Genomic DNA, 23,592 nt, shown 5'->3' on the forward strand with positions numbered 1-23,592 from the left:
AATTCAGCAGGAGAGGAGAACCATGTTCCAGTTGTCACCGCAAGATATTCATCTGGGTGCCGCCGCCAGCGGCAAACAGGAAGCCATCCGGCAGGTTGCGGCAGCGCTCACGGCTGCCGGGTGCGTCAGCGCCGCCTATGTGGACGGCATGCTGCAGCGCGAACTGCAAACATCCACTTATCTGGGCAATGGTATCGCTATTCCCCACGGCACTACCGATACCCGCGATCTGGTGTTGAACACCGGCGTGCAGGTATTTCAATTCCCGCAGGGGATCGAATGGGGCGAAGGCCAAACGGCTTATGTGGTGATTGGTATCGCCGCCCGTTCCGACGAACACCTGGCTCTGTTGCGCCAACTGACGCATGTGCTCAGTGATGACAGCGTGGCGGAACAGCTGGCAAAAACCACTTCAGCAGAAGAGCTGCGCAGCCTGTTGATGGGCGAAAAACTGGCGGCTGAATTCAAGTTCGATGCTTCGCTGATCGCCCTTGATGTGGCGGCGGATTCTCTGATGACGCTGCAAGCCTTGAACGCGGGCCGTCTGCAAAAGCTCGGGGCTGTTGATGCACAGCTCGTCAGCAACGTGATCACCAGCAAGCCGCTGAACTTGGGCCAGGGTATTTGGTTAAGCGACAGTACTGCAGGAAACCTGGTCAGTGCAACAACGGTCAGTCGTCCTGCTCAGGCTTTTGATGAAGATGGCGAAAAAGTGGCGTTGTTGCTGACCGTCGCCGTAACCGATCAACAGCCATTGGCAGTGCTGAACTATTTAAGCGATCTGCTGTTGGCCAATAAAGCTGAACGCCTGCTGAACGCCGATGCCCCTGGCGTGCTGGCATTACTGACCAGCGAAGTGGCAGAAGAGAGCTCGGTACTGAGTGCGGAATATGTAGTGCGCAATGAGCACGGCCTGCATGCCCGCCCGGGGACGGCGTTGGTCAATGTGATCAAGCAGTTCAGCAGTGAAATTACCGTCACCAACCTTGATGGCAGTGGTAAACCAGCCAACGGTCGCAGCCTGATGAAGGTTGTGGCTTTGGGCGTGAAAAAGGTCATCGCCTGCGATTTACCGCTAGCGGTGACGATGCTGAAACTGCGCTGAAAGCGATAGGCGAAGCAATCAGTGAAGGTCTTGGCGAGGGTGCAGCATGAGCAGAAGAGTAGCAACCATTACCTTAAACCCGGCTTACGATCTGGTGGGGTTCTGCCCGGAGATCGAGCGTGGTGAGGTAAACCTGGTAAAAACTGCAGGGCTACACGCGGCAGGTAAAGGGATCAACGTTGCCAAAGTACTGAAAGATTTAGGTATTGATGTCACCGTTGGCGGTTTCCTCGGTAAAGACAACCAGGATGGTTTCCAACTGCTGTTCAGCGATTTGGGCATTGCCAACCGTTTTCAGGTGGTGCCGGGGCGTACACGTATCAACGTAAAACTGACGGAGAAAGACGGCGAAGTCACCGACTTCAATTTCTCCGGTTTTGAAGTGACACCGCAGGATTGGGATCGTTTTGTTACCGATTCCCTGAGCTGGTTAGGCCAGTTCGACATGGTGGCGGTTAGCGGCAGTTTACCTGCCGGGGTCGCACCAGAAGCTTTTACCGAGTGGATGATTCGCCTGCGTGCGCAGTGCCCATGCATCATTTTTGACAGCAGCCGTGAAGCGCTGGTCGCCGGGTTGAAAGCCTCTCCTTGGCTGGTGAAACCTAACCGCCGCGAGCTGGAAATCTGGGCCGGTCGGCCATTACCGAAGCTGGAAGATGTGGTTGAAGCTGCTCATGCGTTACGCGAGCAAGGTATCGCCCATGTGGTGATTTCACTGGGCGCTGAAGGCGCATTGTGGGTCAACGCCTCCGGTGCCTGGATTGCCAAACCGCCAGCCTGCGAAGTCGTCAGTACCGTGGGGGCTGGTGACTCGATGGTCGGTGGCCTGATCTACGGTCTGCTGATGCGTGAGTCCAGTGAGCATACTTTGCGTTTGGCCACCGCCGTGGCAGCCCTGGCCGTCAGCCAGAGCAACGTTGGCGTGACCGATCGTCCACAGTTGGCCGCGATGATGGCGCGTGTCGATCTGAAACCCTTTAATTGATAGCAGGAGGCAGAATGAAAACGCTGCTGATGATAGACAGTTCGCTTGGGCAGGCCCGTGGTCACCTGGCGAAACGCATGCTAGAGGCCGCTGCGGCCAAAGCCGGCCTGACGCTGGTGGGTTCACTCAACGAAGCTGAATTGGTCGTGCTCGCCGGGAGCATGGCTCCTGCTGACGCACTGCTGAACGGCAAAAATGTATATATCGGTGATGTGGAGCACGCAGTGCGTGAACCGCAAGCTTTCCTGGCCAGCGCCGTGGCCGAGGCCAAGCCCTACCAGGCTGCGGCAGTGGCACAGGTAAAAGCCGCTGGCCCGAAAAGGATTGTGGCAGTAACGGCTTGCCCGACCGGCGTGGCGCACACCTTTATGGCGGCAGAAGCCATCGAGAGCGAAGCCAGGAAACGTGGCTGGTGGGTGAAAGTGGAAACCCGTGGCTCCGTCGGTGCTGGTAACGCCATCACGCCAGAAGAAGTGGCGGCGGCCGATCTGGTGATCGTAGCTGCAGACATCGAAGTGGATCTGGACAAGTTTGCCGGCAAGCCGATGTACCGTACTTCCACCGGTTTGGCGTTGAAGAAAACCGCGCAGGAACTGGACAAGGCACAGGCAGAAGCCGAGATCTTCCAGCCGACTAAAGGCGGCAACACGGCCAGCAAGAAGAAAGAAAGCAGTACCGGGCCTTACCGCCATCTGCTGACCGGCGTGTCTTATATGTTGCCGATGGTAGTCGCAGGTGGTCTGTGTATCGCACTGTCATTCGTGTTTGGTATCAAAGCCTTTGAAGTCAAAGGAACGCTGGCTGCGGCCCTGATGCAAATCGGCGGCGGTTCGGCATTCGCGCTAATGGTGCCGGTACTGGCCGGTTATATTGCCTTCTCTATTGCCGACCGCCCTGGTCTGACACCGGGTCTGATCGGCGGTATGCTGGCGGTGAGTACCGGTGCCGGTTTCCTTGGCGGTATTATTGCCGGTTTCCTGGCGGGTTACGTGGCTAAGGCGATCAGCAGCAAATTGCAGCTGCCTCAGAGTATGGAAGCGCTGAAACCGATCCTGATAATTCCACTGGTCGCCAGCCTGATCACTGGCCTGATCATGATTTATGTGGTCGGTACGCCGGTGGCTAAAATCATGGAAGGTCTGACCAACTGGCTGCAATCGCTGGGCACGGCCAACGCGGTGCTGCTGGGCGCTATCCTCGGTGCGATGATGTGTACCGACATGGGCGGCCCGGTCAACAAAGCGGCTTATGCCTTTGGTGTGGCGCTGCTCAGCTCTTCTGTCTATGCACCGATGGCCGCGATTATGGCGGCGGGTATGGTGCCACCGTTGGCGATGGGCCTGGCGACTATCCTGGCGCGCCGTAAGTTCGAGAAATCCGAGCAGGAAGGTGGCAAAGCCGCGCTGGTTCTTGGCCTGTGCTTTATCACTGAAGGGGCTATTCCGTTTGCTGCCCGTGACCCGATGCGTGTCCTGCCATGCTGTATCGCTGGTGGTGCGTTGACTGGTGCACTTTCTATGGCTTTCGGTGCAAAACTGATGGCACCGCACGGCGGTCTGTTCGTCCTGCTGATCCCAGGGGCGATCTCTCCGGTGCTGCTGTATCTGCTGGCGATTGTTGCCGGTACTTTACTGGCAGGTGTGGCTTACGCGGTATTGAAACGTAGCGAAGTGCCAGCCGCCACCGTGGCATAAAAGGTAAGCAACCAAAAAACCGGCGCTCAGGTGCCGGTTTTTCTATTTATGTCGAGAGGATTATTGCTGAGCTTTCAGCCAGGCAATTTCTTCGGCCCAGATATCCGGGTTTACCGTCTCCAGGATCAGCGGGATATTATCGAAACGCGCATCGCGCATGATATAGCTGAACACGGTCTTGCCGATATTGCCTTCGCCCAGGCTGTGGTGGCGATCGACGCGGCTGTTAAACGCGCTCTTGGCATCGTTCAGGTGCATACCGCGCAGGTAGTTAAAGCCCACCACATCATCCAGTTCCTTAAACGTCTTCTGGCAGTTCTCTTCGGTACGCAGATCGTAACCGGCAGCGAAAGCATGGCAGGTATCAATACACACGCCGACGCGGCTTTTATCTTCCACACCGTCAATAATCGCCGCCAGGTGTTCAAATTTGAACCCCAGATTGCTGCCCTGACCTGCAGTGTTTTCGATCACGGCGGTCACGCCCTGGGTTTTATCCAGCACGATGTTGATGGATTCGGCGATGCGTGCCAGACATTTATCCTCATCAATCTGCATCAGATGGCTGCCAGGGTGGAAGTTCAGCAGCGTCAGCCCCAATTGCTCGCAGCGCTGCATCTCATCGAGAAACGCCTCGCGGGACTTTTCCAGCGCCTCTTCCACCGGGTGGCCAAGGTTAATCAGATAGCTGTCATGTGGCAGGATCTGCTCGGGGCCATACCCGTATTGCGCGCAAGCAGCTTTAAACTTTTCGATAACGTCGGCTGGCAGTGGCGCTGCCTTCCATTGACGCTGATTTTTAGTGAACAGGGCGAATGCGGTCGCCTCTAATTCGTGCGCGCGGATCACGGCCTGATCTACGCCGCCTGAAGCGCTGACATGTGCACCGACAAACTTCATTATCATTCTCCTGAGTTATCAGGGGCATTATGGCATTGATAAGCGCGGGACAAAAGAAGCAGGCCCGAAGGCTCGGGCCTGCTGTCGAAGAGAGGTTACAGCAGGTGTTGCACAAGCAGGTTGATTGCGCCACCGCCGATAACCAGCCAGACAAACAGCAGGGTTGCCAGCAGAATGGGTTTTACCCCTGCCTGGCGGACCGCGCTGATGTGAGTTGTCAGGCCCAACGCAGCCATCGCCATGGCAAGCATCCAGGTGTCGATGGTGATCAGATGCTGTACCAGCGTGGTCGGGATCAGGTTAAAGGAGTTCAACCCGGCAACGGCGATAAACAACACGGCAAACCAGGGAATGGTGATCGCTGATTTTTCGCTTTTGCTGCCACTTCCGGCACCGCGGCTGATATAACCAGATAGCAACAGCAGGAAGGGGGCCAGCATCATCACACGGATCATTTTGGCGATCACCGCCGCATTCTCTGCATCTGGGCCGATAGCGTGACCCGCCGCCACTACCTGAGCAACTTCGTGGAGGGTTGAGCCGGTGTAAATACCGAAGGTTTCCTGGTTAAAGGGTAACCACTGAAAGTGCTCATTTAGCTGATACAGCCAGGGGTAGACAAAGATAGCCAGGGTGCCAAATACCACCACGGTGGAGACCGCGACGGCAACTTTGCTTGAATCGGCCTTCAGCACCGGTTCGGTCGCCATGACTGCTGCGGCCCCGCAGATACTGCTGCCGGCACCGATCAGCATGGTGGTCTGGTTGTCGAGACCGAATACCTTTTTACCCAGCCAGCAGGCCAACAGGAAAGTGCTGCTCAGGGTGAAGGCATCGATAATGATACCGGTAGCCCCGACGTCAGCAATCTGCTGGAAGGTCAAACGAAAGCCATAAAGGATAATCCCCAGGCGCAGCAGGCGCTGCTTGGCAAGCTGCACACCGCTATGGCAACTGGGTTGCAGCCATGGGTAGAGGGTGTTGCCAACCACGATACCAAACAGGATCGCCAGCGTCAGGGCGCCTAATCCGAGATTTGCAATCCAGGGTATGTCACCCGCCCAGATCGCCAATGCGGTTAACGCACCGGTCAGCAACAAACCCGGTATCAGCCGTGGTAATCCAAACAAGGGAAAACGCTGTTCAGGATAGGTGTGGGTGGTATCACTCGCCATTTATTATTTGTCCTCTTCTCAATTCCTGAAGACAAGGATAAAAGTTCGTGACCTAAAAATGAAATTGATTATATATTTATAACTTACCGGAATAAGTGATATAGAGTGCGGGATTATCCCGGTTTTCAGGTCGATTGCCGTAAACGTGATAATCTTAAAGACATAACAGCGTTGTCATTCAAATGGCTTTTTCTGACCCATATACTTCCATGGATTTCAAGTTTCAGTTTTGGCTTGAAAGGTGGTGGCTATGGCCAAGTCTGGCTGGACATTTTCTATATCGAGGCCGCTATGCATATCACTTTGCGCCAATTGGAAGTCTTTACCGAAGTGCTTAAAAGCGGTTCAACCACTCAAGCCTCAGTGGTTCTGGCTTTATCACAATCAGCGGTTAGCGCGGCACTGGCCGATCTGGAAGGGCAACTGAAAGTGTTGCTGTTCGATCGGGTTGGTAAGCGCTTGGTTATCAACGAACATGGCCGCTTGCTCTACCCCAAGGCTCTGGCGCTACTGGAACAGGCCGGGGAAATTGAACAACTGTTCCTGCATGACAGTGGCTCGTTACGCATCGCTGCCAGTAGTACCATTGGCAACTATTTATTGCCGCAGATGATTGCCCGTTATCGCAAGGATTTCCCTGCCACCCCGCTGGAACTGAACGTGGGCAACAGCCAGGAGGTGATAGTGGCGGTGGCGGATTTCCGTGTAGACCTTGGCCTGATTGAAGGGCCATGTCATATGCCGGAGTTGGTGACACAACCGTGGCTGGAAGATGAGCTGGTGGTATTTGCCGCGCCGGATAGCCCGTTGGTGCAACAACCAATGACCATGGCCGCGCTGGCCAGCGCCCCCTGGATCCTGCGTGAGCGAGGCTCCGGCACGCGGGAAGTGCTGGATCATCTGTTGCTGGCACATCTGCCAGATTTCCAACTGGTGATGGAACTCGGGAACTCCGAAGCGATCAAGCACGCGGTGCGGCATGGTATCGGGATCAGTTGCCTTTCACGGCGTGTGGTTGAGGAGCAGTTGGCCAGCGGCGTACTGGTAGAGTTGAAACTACCTTTGCCGCCTTTGGTACGCACACTGTACCTGATCCATCATCGGCAAAAGCATATCTCCAACGCGCTGCAACGCTTCCTGAGCTACTGCGTTGAACCCAAGTAAAAGGCTTCCCTGAGGCCGGGGAGCAGGGGTGTCGCTAATAATTACAACGGGATTATGAAGCTATCTTATATCAGCGCAATGTTACTAGTTCACTGGCGGGTATTTGTTACAATTCTGCCCTCATTTTTTTTGACGGGCAGATAGGGTAAGAATGGCTCAGCAGGATATAAAAACAGCGGGGCAACAAGCACCCGGATTACGCCGCGAGCTAAAAGCGCGGCATTTAACCATGATTGCCATTGGCGGCTCCATCGGTACAGGCCTGTTTGTTGCTTCCGGCGCAACGGTTTCTCAGGCAGGCCCAGGTGGCGCATTGCTTTCCTATGCCTTGATTGGTTTGATGGTCTATTTCCTGATGACCAGCTTGGGTGAGTTGGCGGCATTTATGCCGGTTTCGGGCTCGTTCTCCACTTATGGCGCCAAGTATGTAGAGGAAGGCTTCGGCTTCGCGCTCGGCTGGAACTACTGGTACAACTGGGCGGTGACCATTGCTGTTGATTTGGTGGCAGCACAACTGGTGATGAACTACTGGTTCCCTGATACCCCGGGCTGGATCTGGAGCGCCTTGTTCCTCGGCCTGATGTTCCTGCTGAACTTCATTTCGGTGAAGGGTTTCGGTGAGGCAGAATATTGGTTCTCACTGATCAAAGTGAGTACGGTCATTATCTTTATCGGCCTCGGCATACTGATGATTTTCGGTATCCTGAAGGGCGGTGAACATGCGGGCTGGCAAAACTGGACCATCGGCGATGCACCTTTTGCCGGGGGCTTCTCGGCCATGATTGGCGTGGCGATGATCGTCGGCTTCTCCTTCCAGGGGACCGAGCTTATCGGTATCGCAGCCGGTGAATCTGAAGATCCGGGCAAGAACATTCCGCGCGCGGTGCGCCAGGTGTTCTGGCGTATTCTGTTGTTCTATATCTTCGCCATCCTGATTATCAGCCTGATCATTCCTTATACCGATCCGAGCCTGCTGCGTAATGATGTGAAAGACATCAGCGTCAGCCCGTTCACCTTGGTATTCGAGCACGCCGGTTTGCTGTCTGCGGCGGCGGTGATGAACGCGGTGATCCTGACTGCGGTGTTGTCTGCCGGTAACTCCGGGATGTACGCCTCAACCCGTATGCTGTTTACGCTGGCTTCGGAAGGTAAGGCACCCCGCATTTTTGCCAAACTGTCGAAAGGCGGTGTGCCACGTAATGCTCTGTATGCCACCACCGTGGTTGCGGCACTGTGCTTCCTCAGCTCGATGTTCGGCAACCAGTCGGTGTATCTGTGGCTGCTGAATACTTCGGGCATGACCGGCTTTATCGCCTGGTTGGGGATTGCGATCAGCCATTACCGTTTCCGTCGTGGTTATATGAAGCAAGGGCTTGATCTTAACGATCTGCCGTACCGTTCCGGTTTCTTCCCGTTGGGGCCAATGTTTGCCTTTGTGCTGTGTCTGATCATCACGCTGGGGCAGAACTATCAGGCTTTCCTGGAGGACAAGATTGACTGGTATGGCGTGACGGCAACCTACATCGGTATTCCATTGTTCCTGATCATCTGGTTCGGTTATAAGCTGACGCGCGGCACCCGTGTTGTGAAGTACAGCGAAATGGAATTCCCGAAGTGGAACCCTGATAAGTAATCAAATAGACCAGGACGCGGTGGGTCACCGCCGCGTTATTCCTTGCCAAGTATCCCCTGTAAACGAAAGGGCCGCACAATTTGCGGCCCTTTTGACGTTTGGGTAAAGGCTTTGGCAGAACGAGGCGTATTCCTCCCCACCCTTATTTCCAATAATCAGAAGTTGTAAGTCATACCAACGGTGTAACGGCGACCATCCAGCGTGGTGTTATAGTGCTCGTAATCCACGGTTTTATCCAGAATGTTGTAAACGCCACCACTGACCTGCAGGTTTTTATTTGCCTGGTAGCTCAGACCGGCGTCAACAAAGGTGTAGGACGGTGTGCTGGAGGCCATTGACGTGCGGCTCAGGTATTCCGAGGTTTCGCTGCGGAAGTTGACGCGTGACCACAGGCTGACATCCTGCGTCGCCTGCCAATCCAGCACGGTGTTGATCATGTGCTTGGGCATCTGGTTTAGTGCCTTGCCCTGGAATGCCCCGCTTTTCTGTTCAGAATCGGTAAAGGTGTAGTTGGTGCTCAGCTTCCAGTCTTCGGTGATGTCCCAACCGACGGTGGCTTCAATACCGCGCATGTTGGCTTTGTCTACGTTGACGCGATCGCTGATAAAATCATAATGGGTATTGCCGATGGTGCAGGCCGGGTCAGCCGAGTCGTTACAGCGGCGCACCTCGGTGATCTTGTCTTTGAAATCGGTATTGAACAGGGTGATACCGGCATTCAGGTTTTGCTGGTTATCCCACAGCAGAGCGATTTCCTGGCTCAGACTGGTTTCTGGCTTCAAGTCAGCGTTGCCCACGATAATACCGGAGCTGACGTTACCCCCGGTGATCTGGCCCCAGTTGGGAGAGGACTGGCGCAGATCCGGTGAACGGTAGCCAGCCGATACCCCACCTTTCAGGGTCCATTGTTCCGTCAGATGCCAAACGCCGTACATGCGCGGCGTCCAGTGGTTGCCATAGTTCTGATCCTGATCCATACGGATCCCGGTAGTCAGGCTGAAATCATTGGTCAGCGCCCATTCGTCTTCGGCAAACAGTGCCCAGCTCCAACGGGTCAGTTTGCTCAGGCCATCTGCGGCTTCCAGTTGGTTACCGCCGTCGCTAAGCTTTTCGTAGCGGTATTGACCACCCAGGTTAAGCAGATGAGCGCCGAGCTCAAACTGCGTCTGGGTGTTGAAAATGGTGTTGTACGACTTCATGTCGCGCCCGGAGTTGTTGGTTTCTTCCTGCTGAATGTAGCTGGTACTCTTACCGAAATCGTAATAGCCGTTATGCGTTACCGAGTAGTTGTTACGGGTATAAATATTTTCGCTGGCGGTGTTTGGTTTACATACACCTTTGCTGCAGCGTTCGGCTGCTATGGATTTGCCCGGCGTGCCGTTGCGGTCTTGCAGTGAGCGGCCGATTTCAAAATCGAATTCATTTTTTTCATCTGGGGTCAGGCTGAATACCGCCGTGCCGCTACGCATGCGCTGTTCTTTGAAGCCATTGAGGATGTGGTCCTCCGCCCGGCGGGAGAGCAGGCCATTCACCCGCAAGCCGAGTAAACCGTCAATCAATGGGCCAGAAGCAAAGGCGTTAGTCTGGAAAATATCGCCTGAGTCACTGTGTTCCTGGAAGGTGGTGTCGCCCTGTAGCGAACCGCTCCACGCTTGGGTTGTGGAGGTTCTGCGCGTGATAATGTTGATAACCCCGCCCATGGCATCTGAGCCATAGAGTGAAGACATTGGCCCACGAACCACTTCGATACGCTCGATGGCCTGCAGCGGCGGTAACCAACCCTGCTCAATCCCGGCGTTATCGCTGTTAGGGCGGGTGCCGCGGCTATCAACGCGTTTACCGTCAACCAGGATCAGCGTGTATTTGGAGGACATGCCCCTGATGCTGATATCGCTGCTGCTGGCACCGCCGGTAACGACCACGCCCGGTACGTCCTTCAAGGCATCGGTAACATCGCGATAGGCCCTGGTTTCCAACTGCTGGCGGGGGATCACGGAGATAGATGCTGCTGAGTCTTGAATTCTTTGCTGGAAACCAGAGGCGGTGACGACCATGGTGTCCGGTGATTGTGCCAGAGCGCTGCTGCTGGCGAGTGATGCGAGGATGAGTGCAGTCAAGGTGTTATAGCTTGGCTTTTCCATGAGATAAATATTCCTGGCCCGAGGTCAACAGGTTTTCCCTGTTAATTATTTGATTTAAAAGAATATAATTTTGCTTTTACCCCTGATGATTTCTGTTCCCGTGGGTAAAGCGTCAGGTTATTGTAAGGAAATCGACAGCAATGTAAATCAAAATGATAATTACTATCATTTGTATGTTTATTCAGTAATTGATTGAAACCAATGGCATTAGTAAAGTTAATGCAGGGATTGGCCGGAGAGTGGGAGAGAAAATCAGAATCCTAATCGGTCACGCAGCGCGTAGTAGGCGGCTCCGAGGGCAGTGAAGGGCACTTGTAAATGCCGGCCACCGAAAAATGGCATATGGGGGAGCTTGGCAAAGGCATCGAAGCGCTCGGCGTCACCGCGTAGCGCTTCGGCAATCAATTTTCCCGCCAGATGGGTCAAGGTCACGCCGTGGCCACTGTCCCCCTGCAGGTAGTAGACATTGTTTTCCAGCCTGCCAAACTGCGGCATACGCGAAAGCGTCAGCAGGAAGTTACCGCTCCAGCGGTAATCGATACGCACCTTTTTCAACTGGGGGAAGGTCTTCAGCATCAGGGGGCGGATCCTGGCCTCGATATCAGCCGGATCCTGTGCGCCATAAACCACGCCACCGCCATATAACAACCGGTTGTCTGCCGTCAGGCGGAAATAATCAAGCAGGTAGTTACAATCCTCAACGCAGTAGTTATCCGGCAACAGCGAAAGTGCCATATCCGATGATAAAGGTTCGGTGGCGACGATTTGTGAACCGCAGGGCATGCTCAGGCGGCTGAGGCGTGGCTCCAGTTGATCCCCAAGATAAGCATTGCCAGCTACGATCACCAAGCTGGCATTTACGCAACCCTGGGCTGTGTGCACCGTTGCGGGTTGGCCATATTCGATACGGGTCACGGCAGATTGTTCAAACAGTCTGCCACCGTGGCGGCGCACCGCTTCTGCTTCGCCCAGAGCCAGATTGAGCGGATGCAGATGCCCACCCTGTCTATCCAGCAACCCACCGACGTAACGCTCGCTGCCAATGGCGCAGCGGATGGCTTCGCCATCCAGCAGTTGCAGATGCTGATGACCATAACGCTGCCAGAGCTTCTGTTTTTCTCGCAGCGCGCTGAACTGTTTTGAGGTGAGGGCGGCGGCGATGGCGCCGGGGCGATAATCACAGGCGATAGCGTAGCGATCGATGCGCTGGCGGATGATCTCTGCACCTTCGAACATCATTCCACCGAGCATGGCTGCGGTTTCCTGGCCGTAGTGCGCCTCGATCACGTCGATATCGCGGCTGTAGGAGTTGACCACCTGACCGCCGTTGCGGCCGCTGGCCCCCCAACCGATGCGGAAGGCTTCGAGTAATACCACGTCATAACCAGCCTCTACCAGATGCAAGGCGCAAGAGAGCCCGCTGAAACCACCGCCGATAATGCAGACGTCGCAGCGGATGGCTCCCTTTAACTGAGGATAAGGAGCGTGAGGGTTGGCGCTGGCGGCATAATAGCTGGCAACATGTTCCATCATCACTCCTCCGGTGGTGTCTCAGAAGGTGGTTGGGGTATGCGCGCTAACAATCCGGCATACACGCGTTGAGGAGTTATTGAAGCTGTGCGGCATACCTGTGTTGATCGCGTAGCTTTGCCCCGCAGTCAGCAGGTAACTTTGGCCGTTGACGGTCAACATGATTTCCCCTTCCAGCAGGGTGCCGATCTCCTCACCCTGGTGCTTGATCTTCTCCCCGGTCGTGGTCCCCGGCTGATAGGTTTCCAGCATCATGGCCAGATTGCGGGTCGGGCTGCCGTTGTGCACCAGTTTCATTGAGACGCCCTGGCTACCGATCTCAATAAGGTCTTCCGGCTCGATCACCACTTTGGGCTCATCTGGCCGTTCGGGTTCAGCAAAGAATTCAGACAGCGATAGCCCATAGACCTTCAACAGTTTCTGCAGTGTACTGATGGCAGGGCTGACTTTGTCCTGCTCAATCGTACTGATGGCACTGTGGGTTAATCCGGACAGTTCGGCGACCCTGCGCTGTGACAAACCCAAATGCTGACGGATCTGCGACAGGCGCTTGCCTGGTGCCAAGCTGACTTCGCTCATAGCGGTAGTTCCTTCTGGTAGAAGCGACAGGTTTGGAGAACCCCGGGCGCGGGGCCCCTGTCTGGGGGATATCGAGACCACATGATATCGGTAGTTGGGTGGTGATTGGAAAATATATTGCCCATGTTCTTCCCCGTTCTGGCGGACGAAATTCTGTACGACAAAAGCGTAAACAACGCCTTTTCGGTCAATATTTTATCAATTTAGCAGCCCGTGGCCAATAATCAAACGTGATTGTAATATTTGCAAAGCATTTTCGTTAATACTATGTTTCATTATATGGATGTTATTTTGAGCGCCGGTTTGCGGCGCAGTCTACAGAGAAATCAAACCATGTGTTAAGACGATCGGCAAGCGAATGCGAAGGCATTCCCAAGAGCACAACAGCGGGTGACGTATGCAAACCAATAGCGCAATAATTGAAGATTTTGCACAGCATAATGAAGAGAGGCGAAGTAGCGCGTTCCAAGTGGAAGTAGACCACTATTTGGAACGCCACCCAGCCACGCAGTATATCGATATCCTTCTGAACGATCTTAATGGTTCCTTCCGCGGTAAGCGTATTCCCCTCTCCGGGTTGAAAAAATTGAAAAAGGCTGCTACTTCCCTGCCTCGGTATTTGCTATGGATATTCTTGGCAACGTGGTGGAAGAAGCCGGTCTGGGTCAGGAATTGGGTGAGCCGGATCGCGTTTGTATCCCCGTGCCTGGGACCTTGACGCCGTCTGCGGCGGATCCGGAACACATCGGTCAGGTGTTGCTGACCATGTTGGATGAAGATGGTACTCCCTTTGACGTTGAACCCCGTAATGTCCTCAACCGAATATGGCAGGCGTTGCGCCAACGTGGATTATTCCCGGTGGTAGCGGTAGAGCTGGAGTTTTATCTCATCGATCGACAGCGAGACTCGGAAGGATACCTGCAACCCCCTTGTGCTCTGGGGACGCAGGAACGCAACGTGCAGAGCCAGGTCTATTCGCTGGATAATCTGAACCATTTCGCCGGGGTGCTTAATGAGATAGACGCCTTGGCGCAGTTGCAGGGGCTCCCGGCGGACGGGGCGGTGGCAGAAGCGTCTCCCGGCCAGTTTGAAGTGAACCTCAACCATACCGATAACGTATTACAAGCCTGCGATCACGCCTTGGCGTTGAAACGCCTGGTGCGGCAGGCGGCTGAACATCATCACCTGCATGCCACTTTTATGGCCAAACCTTATGAGGATTATGCCGGGAGCGGGATGCACGTGCATCTCAGCATGGTAGACAGCAACGGCAAGAACCTGTTTGCCGAAGCGGATGGCGAAGACTCGGCATTATTCAAACGGACGCTGGCCGGAATGATCGCCCTGATGCCTGCCTCCATGGCGCTGCTGGCCCCCAATGTGAACGCTTTCCGCCGCTTTCAACCGGGCATGTATGTGCCAGTCCAGGCTTCCTGGGGGCATAACAATCGCACCGTCGCGTTGCGTATTCCCTGTGGTGACGTCGATAACCACCGTGTGGAATACCGCGTTGCGGGTGCCGATGCCAACCCCTATCTGGTGATGGCGGCAATCCTGGCGGGTATGCTTTATGGGCTGGATACCGAACAGCCGTTACCCGAGCCGGTCACCGGCAATGGGCTGGAGCAGGAAGGGCTGCCATTCCCGATCCGCCAGAGCGATGCCTTATATGAGTTTGAGCACCAGCATGAGCTTACCCAGTATCTTGGTGAACGCTTCTCGCACGTTTACCACGCCTGCAAGTCGGATGAGCTGATGCAATTCGAGCGGTTGGTAACGGAGACCGAGATTGACTGGATGCTGAAAAATGCCTGAGCCGACATAACGGGGAAAACCGCTATTTCAACAAAGGATTGACACTGATTCTACGCGTTAAGGGTAGTTTCCCGGCAATCACCAAAAGAATTTGTATTAGAAGGTTTCAAGATCTTGTCTTCCTGAGGCCAAATGGTGCAAAATACGCGAAATGCAGATAGCCGACGTTTTAACGCGTCGGTTATTTTTTTGCATTACGTTCTACCAATGTGCGTTTCATACACCAAGAGAGGCCGGACATCGAGCCGGATAGATAAATAGGTTCGTCACGATCAACCAAAACTTTATGGTCGTGACTCATGAGGATAAGACAGATGGGGCAATTTTTCACTTTAGCACCGGTGCCCGCCGGTTTCCGCTGTGGTCGCAGCGATTATGGAGCAACCAAGGCAATCTCGCCGCGTTATCCAGCTTCCCTCATCCCCCTTTTAGAATTAAGTCGCTCGTTGCGAAGTTTCCCCGCAACCTTAAGTCTTGGCGTGTCTATTATCCGCAAGGCTGAAGGTAAGGGGGCTGCGCGATGTCCGATAACATCATCAGCGCCGCACCAGCCGGCCAACGCGTCCAACTGCGTAAAACCCTGACTTTAGTCCCGGTCGTCATGATGGGTCTGGCCTATTTACAGCCAATGACCATTTTTGACACCTTCGGCATCGTCTCCGGCCTGACCGATGGTCACGTCGCGACAGCGTACGCCTTTGCTCTGCTGGCGATCCTGTTTACCGCCCTGAGCTACGGCAAACTGGTGCGGAAATTCCCTTCCGCCGGTTCTGCTTATACCTATGCCCAGAAAGCCATCAGCCCGCATGTCGGCTTTATGGTGGGTTGGTCATCTCTGCTGGACTACCTGTTCATGCCGATGATCAACATCCTGCTGGCAAAAATTTATCTGGAAGCGATTTTCCCCGGTGTGCCATCGTGGATCTTTGTCGCAGGGCTGGTGGCCTTGATGACCATTTTCAACCTGCGTGGCATCAAGCTGGTCGCTAACCTGAACTCCATTATCGTGGTAGTGCAGGTGGCGATCATGATCGTGTTCCTTGGCCTGGTGGTGAACGGTATTTCCCACGGCGAAGGTGCCGGTACCCTGGTCAGCAGCCGCCCGTTCTGGTCTGATAATGCCCACGTGGTGCCGATGATAACCGGTGCGACCATTCTGTGCTTCTCGTTCCTCGGCTTTGACGGCATCAGCTCGTTATCTGAAGAAACCAAAGACGCAGAGAATGTGATCCCGAAGGCCATCTTCCTGACGGCATTGATCGGCGGCATCATCTTTATTGTGGTGTCCTACTTCGTGCAGTTGTACTTCCCGGATATTTCACGCTTCAAAGATCCTGACGCGTCACAGCCGGAAATCATGCTGTATGTGGCTGGTAAGTTCTTCCAGTCGGTGATCCTGGTGTTCTCTTGCGTTACCGTACTGGCTTCCGGTATGGCGTCACATGCGGGGGTTTCACGCCTGATGTATGTGATGGGCCGTGACGGCGTATTCCCGGAGCGTTTCTTCGGTTATGTGCACCCGAAATGGCGCACTCCAGCGCTGAACGTGCTGTTGGTTGGCGTGATTGCGCTGTCCGCTGTTTCGTTCGACCTGGTGACGGCCACGGCGTTGATTAACTTCGGTGCGCTGATCGCGTTCACTTTCGTTAACCTGTCGGTGATTTCTCAGTTTTATATTCGCGACAAGCTGAACCGCACCGTGAAAGACACCTTCAACTACCTGATTTTGCCGGTGCTGGGGGCGTTGACCGTCGGTGCGCTGTGGATCAATCTGGAAGCCAGCTCTATGACGCTGGGCCTGGTCTGGGCAGCGATTGGCCTGCTTTACCTGGCGTTCGTCACCCGCAGCTTCCGCCTGCCGGTGCCGCAGGCAAGTGAAGACGTAGCTTGATTTATTAGTCTAACGCACTAAATAAAAAAGGGTTTCAGCGTGCTGAAACCCTTTTTTGCTGGCTTGATACCTGGCGATGTTTTTATCCCACCAACTGCTTGCCGTAATCAAACAGTGCTTTAAGCAGCGCGGTTTTCTCTTTATTCCCTTCATGCTGGTTATACAGCGCCTCTAATTGCAGCAGGTAATCCTGCACCCGCTCGGCGTTCAGCGCTTCCTGACGATGCTGTAACCAGCGTTGCTGTTCGGCGTCATCCAAGGTGTTCGGGTAATTGCGCGCACGGTAGCGGAACAGCAATTCTTTCATGCGGTTATCGCTGAAGGTCAGATCCAGCGCAGGCAGGTTCTGCGGTTTGGTTTGCTGGATAATCCTCATGGCGGCTTTGTCGGCATCGCTGAAGAACCCGTCGTAGAGTCTGGCATCAACATCATCGACCGGGGGGAATGGCTCGGCTTCGGCAAACAGCGTTACCACTTTTTCTCGTATTTCGGGATGCTGGCGCAGCACTTTCAGGTTAGCAAGGCAGGCTTCGCGGTCGATACCCAGGCGATCGGCATTTTCTGGCAACAGCGTCTTGGCTGGGGCCAGCACCGGGCATTTATTGATATGAACCAGCTTGATAGGTATCGGCGTTTGATCCGCTGCCAGATGATCGCGGCGGGTATAAAGGCGTTCGCGCAGTTGTTCAGCGTTCAGTTCCAGCAGCGGAGAAATATCGCCAGCCAGATCGCACATGATCACGGCGTTTTTGTTCTCCGGGTGCCAGGCCAGCGGTGAAACCCAACTGGTGTTCCCGCGCGCCGCTCCGAACATGCCGGAAACGTGCACCAGCGGCGTCATTTCTGCTATGTCAATGAGGGCGTTCAGCTTGTGCTTGTTGCGATGCTGCAACAGATAATCAAACAGCCTTGGCTGCGCCTGTTTGACCAGCTTGGCCATGGCAATGGTGGCGTACACATCGGACATGGCATCATGCGCGTGTTCGTGTTCTACGCCGTTGGCGCGGGTCAGGTGTTCCAGACGGAAACTGGGGAAACCTTCTTCATTTTCAGGCCAGTTGATGCCTTCCGGGCGCAAGGCGTAGCAGGCACGCATCACATCCAGCAAATCCCAGCGTGAGTTGCCGTTCTGCCAGCTGTAAGCGTAGGGATCGTAGAAGCAGCGATAGAAGATATTGCGGCTGACTTCATCGTCAAAGCGAATATTGTTGTAACCCAGAATACAGGTGCCCGGCACGCTGAACGCCTGGTGGATCTGGCGGGCAAACTCGGCCTCGTTCACGCCTTTGGCCAGCGCATGCTGCGGTGTGATACCGGTGATCATCACCGCTTCCGGCTCAGGGAGGTAGTCATCGGCCGGGGCGCAGTAGATAACCAGGGGGTCTTCGATAATGTTGAAATCCATATCGGTGCGCACCCCGGCAAACTGGGCCGGGCGATCCTTCGACGGGCTTTTACCGAAGGTTTCGTAATCGTGGATGTAAAATGTTGCCGGTGCCTTGCTGCTCAAAATCGCATCTCTTTATTGGCGTAGGGAATAGCCCTATTGTAACGGCGCCATGAACGATGCCAAGCTTAAACGTCGTCAACTTTGGAGATAGCTGTTCGCGCCGGGGTGTTTTTCACCTTCTGATCCTTTGACGGCTTCTCTATTGTCTTACTGAAATAATTAATACTGCCAGCCACGCCTAACCAGAATAAGGTACAAATGACCAACACGCCCAGCCAGGTTTTTTGGTTGTAGTTCATCTCGGTGCCAAGAAAAAGAATGGATTATCGGTGTAATTACATCAGGTCTAACATCAATATTATTTAAACGATAACAATATAACTGCCGCGCAATGATAGATATGGGTTGCTAATCTCTGGAATTGTCTTGCCTTGGAATAATAGTGAGCAGGTTAAGTTGTGCGGGATTAATTTCTATTTAAATTCGGTTTATAAATACAGGGATACAATCCGTTTTATTAAATACCAATATGGGTGTCCAATATGAAAACGCTGTTGTTGACCGGCGCTACCGGCTTTCTTGGTGGCGCAGTGCTTGAAAAGTTCCTGATTGAAAATCAAAAGATTAATTACCTTTTATTAGTGCGTGCTGAGAATGAACAGCTGGGTTTAAACCGTATTCGCACTAATATGGAAAAGTTCAATATCGATAAAAATATTCTGAATCAACTGACGGTTGATAATATTTTACTGGGTGATTTAAGTGAGCCAGACTGTTTTTTATCAGACGCACGTATCAATAATGTGACGCATGTGGTTAATTGTGCCGCTGTTGCTTCATTTGGCAATAATCCCCTTATTTGGAAAGTAAACGTTGAAGGCACCCTGGCTTTCGCCCAGCGAATGTCGCAGGTTGCTGGATTAAAACGTTTCCTGCATGTTGGGACGGCAATGTCCTGCGCCCCGCAGGCAGGTTCGCTGGTGGCCGAAAGCGCCGAATTTGAGGAAACCGCTGAACATCTGGTGGAATATACCCGCTCCAAATCCACTATCGAACAGATGATGCGGCAGGTTTGCCCGCAACTGCCGTTGGTGATTGCCCGGCCTTCGATCGTCGTGGGCCATACGCGCCTGGGTTGTAAACCTTCCAGCAGTATCTTCTGGGTATTCAGTATGGCGCTGATGCTGCGCAAGTTTATGTGTTCGCTGCAGGATAATATCGATGTGATCCCGGTGGATTACTGCGCCGACGCGTTGGTGATGCTGCTCTGCAGAGAAGACCTGGACAATGATGTTTATCATATCTCGGCGGGTGAAGAGAGCAGCGTCAGCTTTGCCGATATCGATTACGCCATTGCCGCTGCGCTGGAAGAGCCGCCGGTGGGCGATCGCTATGCGCAGGTCAGCTACGAAGCCTTGCTGCAAATGCGCAGGCAACTGAAAGATATCTTTGGGCCATGTAATGAACGCCTGATGCTGAAAGCCATGCGTTTATACGGCTCATTTGCCATGCTGAACGTGCGTTTCAGTAATGAGAAGATCCTGCAACTGGGTATGCCGAAACCGCCACGCTTTACCGATTATATTGCGCGTTGCGTGCAGTCGACGCGTGGGCTGTCTATACCCCAGCAGATGGTGGTGGATTTTAAATAGCTGAAAAGGGCGCTCAGAAAAGCGCCCCTGCTTTTACCAGGATGACGATGACCAGAAAACGCGGCCCAGCACCACCAATTGTTCTTTGCGCTGCGGATAGCTGAGTTGCTCATCCTGATACTCTTCCCGGTTCAGCGAGCGGATCACCACACCGCCGTCGGGCTTCTCAATCAGGATCTTGACCCGTAACAGATTGCCGTGGCGGATAGCATAGGTTTTCCCTTCGCGGATACGGGTATCGTCGGTGTTGATCCCCACCACGTCGCCATCCTGCAGCCGGGGTTCCATACTGGAGCCGGAAATGCGGATAATGCGCGCTGCATTTACCGCTACGCCCATTTTGTGCAGGTAGTAGCGGCGGAAAATCAGCGAAAACTCTTCACGATCGACAATTTCATAACAGCCATCGCCTGCGGAAAAATCAATATCCAGCAATGGGATCTCCACAAATTCTTCTTTGTCCTGATCGGTATCTTCCCACACCACGGGTTTGAGCCTGGCAGGCTGGAAATCCGACTCTGCGGCTACGTTGGCAAACGGCTGTTCCAGAGCCTTCTCATGGAACACGTCAAACCATCCTTTGGGCAGGCCTAACTTGGCCTCAATGCGCCGGGCAAGGTTATCGCCCAGGTTGCGCGAGGACTTTTCGCCGGTGATCTGGCTCAGGGTTGGCGCAGAGGAACCCACCAGTAAGGAGAATTCATTCTGGTTAGTGCCTTGCCGGGCATAATGCGCCATCAGATCGCGCAGATTATTGCGCCTAATTTCTTTGGTTTCCATCGGTGGATGGTCGCATCCTTTAGCAAAAAGGTAAATCCTGCGGTGTGAAAATCTTTAGCACAAAACGGCCTTACCGGCAGCCTGAACACATCTGCTGATGTGAGTTGTTGTACGCAAGCCTGGTTCCTACTCTAAAATAAGTGTTTTACCTCATTGTCGGGGGGCAGAAAGGTGTGTCTTGACCGGAAATCTCTTCTTTTGAACACCTGGCATACCGCAATTACCGTATTGTTCACGGAGGGCGGAGCGCGCTGTGAGCTGGGGAATGGCCTATTCAACTCAAAGAGCTGGGCGATCTGCTCAAGGTCTGTACTGCCAGTGGGCGCGAATAGGGGATCAGATCATGAAGCCGGTATATCGGGATAGGGCTGAGAGGCTAAAGTCGCTAAGATAGGGCGATGACTGTTGTGTCTGAAGGCCACAAACCTGTATCTTGGTACCATTGTGGCCGTAAGCAACCGAATCTGTGTATTACTTAAGCAAGGGTATTAAAGATGGATAATGCAACTAAGCCGAGTTTCCAGGACGTACTGGAGTTTGTGCGTATGAACCGTCGTAAAAACAAGCTACAGCGTGAAATTGTCGACAACGAAAAGAAAGTTCGTGATAACCAGAAGCGTGTGCTGCTGCTCGACAACCTGAGCGAGTACATCAAGCCTGGCATGAGCATTGAAGACATTCAGGGCATCATCGCCAATATGCGCAGCGACTATGAAGATCGCGTTGATGATTACATCATCAAGAATGCCGATCTGTCGAAAGAGCGCCGCGAATTATCCAAAAAGCTGAAAGCTATGGGCGAAGTGAAGTAATTTGCGCCGAACAGGGTTGGGGAAGCCCCCGGCCCTGTACCTACACCCGCTCGCCCCATCTGACGGTTACAGTTTGAACCATCACCACAACATCACTGATATTCAACGGTGAGATAGCAAATCGGCCTAGAGGCGCTACGCTTGTTGTTATGAATAATAAAAACGTATTCTGGCCGGAAAACTCTGTTTTACCCTATAAATTTCAAACTGACGTTTGAAAAATAGCGGTATAGTTTTTGGGCTTGATAGCGTGACCAGTTCTGTAGTGCCCTTCCCGTGGGGATTGGGCGTCGCCTTAAGCAGCATGATGCATTTTTTTGCTTATCGGGTAACAGGTTATCTTTATGACAGAACAACAGCTCACCGCATTGCTCAATCTGGACGAGGCCGCTAACCCACCCCGTATCTCGGCATCTGGGGACTGGGTATTGGCACATTATCGCCAGTTGGAACCCACCGTCAGACAACTGCAGACCCGGCTGCCTGCCAACGTGGTATTCGATCTGAGTCAACTGGGCATTCTTGACACCGCAGGCGCCACGCTTCTGGTTAATCTCCTTGGTGAACAGCGAATACTTTCTCTCGGCCAGATTGCGCCTTCACTGCCCGCTGAACGCCGTGTCCTGCTCGAAACAGTAGGCCGTGCATTACAAGGTTTTGAGCCGCCACCGGAGGAAAAACCACCCGGTCTGGTGATAGAGCTATTGTCCAACATCGGTCAGTCGATGGAGAACTTCTGGCAAAACCTGGTGGCTTTGCTGGGGTTTATCGGCCTGACGCTGCAAACCTTGTTTGGCAGCCTGCTACGCCCTTCGCGCTGGCGGATCACCTCACTGGTCGCCAACCTCCAGCAAATCGGCCTGAACGCGGTACCTATCATTATGCTGCTGACCTTCCTGGTTGGCGCCGTCATTGCTTTTCTTGGCTCAACGGTCTTATCCACCTTTGGCGCCAGTATTTTTACCGTCCAACTGGTGGTGTTTTCTTTTCTGCGTGAATTTGCGGTGCTGCTGACGGCCATATTGATGGCAGGGCGTACCGCCAGCGCCTTCACTGCTGAGATCGGCCTGATGAAGGCCAACGAAGAAATTGACGCTATCCAGGCATTGGGGCTCAATCCGGTTGAATTGCTGGTGCTTCCGCGCGTGCTGGCGCTGTTGCTGGCACTGCCGATGCTGACCTTTATCGGCATGATCAGCGGGATTTTTGGCGGGGTGGTGGTTTGCGCCCTGACGCTGGATATCTCCCCGACCATGTTTTTAACCATTATGCAGAGCAGCGGCGGTTTTGAGCATTTCCTGGTGGGGATGAGCAAGGCTCCGGTATTTGCTTTCCTGATAGCCATCATTGGCTGTCTGGAAGGTTTTAAAGTCAGCGGTAGCGCTGAATCGGTGGGGGCCCATACTACCGCCAGCGTTGTGCATTCAATCTTTGTGGTGATCCTGCTGGATGCGGTTGCCGCACTGTTCTTCATGGAGATGGGATGGTAAACCAGACAAACCCGGAAACCATTATTCGCATCCGCGAACTGCGTAACTGTTTCGGCAAACAATGCGTGCATGAAGATCTTGACCTGGACGTACGCCGTGGGGAGATCCTGGGCGTAGTCGGGGGATCCGGCACCGGGAAGTCCGTGCTGTTGCGCAGTATTGTCGGCCTGCGCCGCCCAACGGCTGGCCAGATCCAGGTTTTTGGCGAAGATTTGATGGCGCTAAGCGGCGCACGGCGCTCTGCGTTGGAGCGGCGATTTGGCGTACTGTTTCAGCGCGGTGCGTTGTTCAGTTCCTTGACCGTAACGGAAAACGTGGCCTTGCCGCTCATTGAATACGCGGGGTTGCAACGCAGTGATGCCGAACAGCTGGCGCAGGTGAAATTGGCGTTGTCCGGCCTGCCGGCCAATGCCGGTAATAAATATCCGGCCTCGCTTTCTGGCGGCATGGTGAAGCGTGCGGCTCTGGCCAGGGCGCTGGCGTTGGATCCGGAAATCCTGTTTCTGGATGAGCCGACGGCCGGGTTGGATCCTATCGGTGCAGCAGCTTTTGACAGCCTGATCCGCACCTTGCGTGATGCCTTGGGGCTAACCGTATTTCTGGTCACCCACGATCTGGATACCCTGTATACGATATGTGATCGGGTGGCGGTACTTTCGCAAAAAAGGTGCTGGTGGTGGATTCACTGGACGTGGTGGCGGATACCGACGATCCCTGGATCCAGGCGTATTTCCATGGCCCTCGCGGGCGAGCGGCGCAGCAGGCCGTAACGAACATAGCAGAGAGGAAATAAAAA

The 23,592-nt window shown here is 53.9% G+C and carries 16 protein-coding genes and 3 pseudogenes; 11 read left to right on the forward strand and 8 right to left on the reverse strand.

Annotation, left to right across the window (positions count from 1 at the left end):
• Nucleotides 1-22 precede the first annotated feature (22 nt).
• From fruB to fruA, 3 genes and pseudogenes are all read left to right on the forward strand, one after another.
• Nucleotides 23-1,155: pseudogene (fruB, locus tag ACQ86O_RS14840) on the forward strand (fused PTS fructose transporter subunit IIA/HPr protein).
• A complete protein-coding gene (gene fruK / locus ACQ86O_RS14845; RefSeq protein ID WP_431221753.1) occupies nt 1,152-2,090 on the forward strand; it encodes a 1-phosphofructokinase in 939 nt (312 codons plus the stop codon). The pseudogene fruB and the gene fruK overlap by 4 nt, the downstream one beginning before the upstream one ends.
• Nucleotides 2,091-2,104: 14 nt before the next feature.
• Entirely contained in the window at nt 2,105-3,784 is a 1,680-nt protein-coding gene (gene fruA / locus ACQ86O_RS14850; protein ID WP_431221754.1) for a PTS fructose transporter subunit IIBC, read from the forward strand.
• 60 nt (nt 3,785-3,844) lie between these two features.
• Here fruA and nfo read toward each other — a convergent pair whose 3' ends face one another.
• Together nfo and ACQ86O_RS14860 are read right to left on the reverse strand one after the other, a co-directional pair.
• Entirely contained in the window at nt 3,845-4,684 is an 840-nt protein-coding gene (nfo, locus tag ACQ86O_RS14855) for a deoxyribonuclease IV (protein ID WP_431221755.1), read from the reverse strand.
• Between the two features lie 95 nt (nt 4,685-4,779).
• Complete coding sequence (locus ACQ86O_RS14860) at nt 4,780-5,859, reverse strand: YeiH family putative sulfate export transporter (RefSeq protein WP_431221756.1); 1,080 nt, start codon at nt 5,857-5,859, stop codon at nt 4,780-4,782.
• A 291-nt stretch (nt 5,860-6,150) separates the two neighbouring features.
• On the opposite strand from ACQ86O_RS14860, the gene yieE reads away from it, so the two are divergent.
• Entirely contained in the window at nt 6,151-7,023 is an 873-nt protein-coding gene (gene yieE, locus ACQ86O_RS14865; RefSeq protein WP_431221757.1) for a DNA-binding transcriptional regulator YeiE, read from the forward strand.
• 151 nt (nt 7,024-7,174) lie between these two features.
• Nucleotides 7,175-8,656, forward strand: coding sequence for an amino acid permease (locus tag ACQ86O_RS14870; RefSeq protein ID WP_431221758.1), 1,482 nt, complete (start codon nt 7,175-7,177; stop codon nt 8,654-8,656).
• 155 nt (nt 8,657-8,811) lie between these two features.
• Here ACQ86O_RS14870 and ACQ86O_RS14875 read toward each other — a convergent pair whose 3' ends face one another.
• The 3 genes from ACQ86O_RS14875 to puuR all read right to left on the reverse strand — a co-directional run bounded on the left by ACQ86O_RS14875 (nt 8,812) and on the right by puuR (nt 12,906).
• The gene (locus tag ACQ86O_RS14875; RefSeq protein ID WP_431221759.1) at nt 8,812-10,797 is read right to left on the reverse strand and encodes a ligand-gated channel protein; all 1,986 of its coding nucleotides are present in this window, start codon (nt 10,795-10,797) and stop codon (nt 8,812-8,814) included.
• Nucleotides 10,798-11,049: 252 nt separating this feature from the next.
• Complete coding sequence (locus ACQ86O_RS14880; RefSeq protein WP_431221760.1) at nt 11,050-12,330, reverse strand: NAD(P)/FAD-dependent oxidoreductase; 1,281 nt, start codon at nt 12,328-12,330, stop codon at nt 11,050-11,052.
• Between the two features lie 18 nt (nt 12,331-12,348).
• Nucleotides 12,349-12,906, reverse strand: a complete 558-nt coding sequence (gene puuR / locus ACQ86O_RS14885; RefSeq protein WP_431221761.1) for an HTH-type transcriptional regulator PuuR — start codon at nt 12,904-12,906, stop codon at nt 12,349-12,351.
• A 397-nt stretch (nt 12,907-13,303) separates the two neighbouring features.
• Between puuR and ACQ86O_RS14890 the strand changes: the two are divergent.
• Together ACQ86O_RS14890 and ACQ86O_RS14895 are read left to right on the forward strand one after the other, a co-directional pair.
• Nucleotides 13,304-14,721, forward strand: a pseudogene (locus ACQ86O_RS14890) (glutamine synthetase family protein).
• 520 nt (nt 14,722-15,241) lie between these two features.
• Nucleotides 15,242-16,612, forward strand: a complete 1,371-nt coding sequence (locus ACQ86O_RS14895) for an APC family permease (protein WP_431221762.1) — start codon at nt 15,242-15,244, stop codon at nt 16,610-16,612.
• Between the two features lie 82 nt (nt 16,613-16,694).
• Here ACQ86O_RS14895 and sbcB read toward each other — a convergent pair whose 3' ends face one another.
• The gene (sbcB, locus tag ACQ86O_RS14900) at nt 16,695-18,122 is read right to left on the reverse strand and encodes an exodeoxyribonuclease I (RefSeq protein WP_431221763.1); all 1,428 of its coding nucleotides are present in this window, start codon (nt 18,120-18,122) and stop codon (nt 16,695-16,697) included.
• 65 nt (nt 18,123-18,187) lie between these two features.
• Nucleotides 18,188-18,361 carry a hypothetical protein gene (locus ACQ86O_RS14905; protein ID WP_431221764.1) on the reverse strand — a complete coding sequence of 58 codons (174 nt, stop codon included), beginning with the start codon at nt 18,359-18,361 and terminating at the stop codon, nt 18,188-18,190.
• A 243-nt stretch (nt 18,362-18,604) separates the two neighbouring features.
• Here ACQ86O_RS14905 and ACQ86O_RS14910 point away from each other — a divergent pair, with 243 nt between their 5' ends.
• Complete coding sequence (locus ACQ86O_RS14910) at nt 18,605-19,714, forward strand: SDR family oxidoreductase (protein WP_431221765.1); 1,110 nt, start codon at nt 18,605-18,607, stop codon at nt 19,712-19,714.
• A 33-nt stretch (nt 19,715-19,747) separates the two neighbouring features.
• Here ACQ86O_RS14910 and ACQ86O_RS14915 read toward each other — a convergent pair whose 3' ends face one another.
• Nucleotides 19,748-20,494, reverse strand: coding sequence for a S24 family peptidase (locus tag ACQ86O_RS14915; protein ID WP_431221766.1), 747 nt, complete (start codon nt 20,492-20,494; stop codon nt 19,748-19,750).
• Nucleotides 20,495-20,988: 494 nt separating this feature from the next.
• On the opposite strand from ACQ86O_RS14915, the gene tmaR reads away from it, so the two are divergent.
• The 3 genes and pseudogenes from tmaR (at nt 20,989) to ACQ86O_RS14930 (ending at nt 23,589) form a co-directional block, all read left to right on the forward strand.
• Nucleotides 20,989-21,306 (forward strand): PTS system regulator TmaR, encoded by a 318-nt coding sequence (gene tmaR, locus ACQ86O_RS14920; protein ID WP_431221767.1) that lies wholly within the window; start codon nt 20,989-20,991, stop codon nt 21,304-21,306.
• A 344-nt stretch (nt 21,307-21,650) separates the two neighbouring features.
• Nucleotides 21,651-22,796 carry an MlaE family ABC transporter permease gene (locus ACQ86O_RS14925; protein ID WP_431221768.1) on the forward strand — a complete coding sequence of 382 codons (1,146 nt, stop codon included), beginning with the start codon at nt 21,651-21,653 and terminating at the stop codon, nt 22,794-22,796.
• Nucleotides 22,790-23,589 (forward strand): annotated as a pseudogene (locus ACQ86O_RS14930) (ABC transporter ATP-binding protein). Before ACQ86O_RS14925 ends, ACQ86O_RS14930 begins: the two are co-directional and overlap by 7 nt.
• The last annotated feature ends 3 nt before the right edge of the window (nt 23,590-23,592 follow it).

Origin of the sequence: Serratia sp. L9, from assembly GCF_050632285.1 — a bacterium.
In the GTDB taxonomy this organism is placed as follows: domain Bacteria; phylum Pseudomonadota; class Gammaproteobacteria; order Enterobacterales; family Enterobacteriaceae; genus Chania.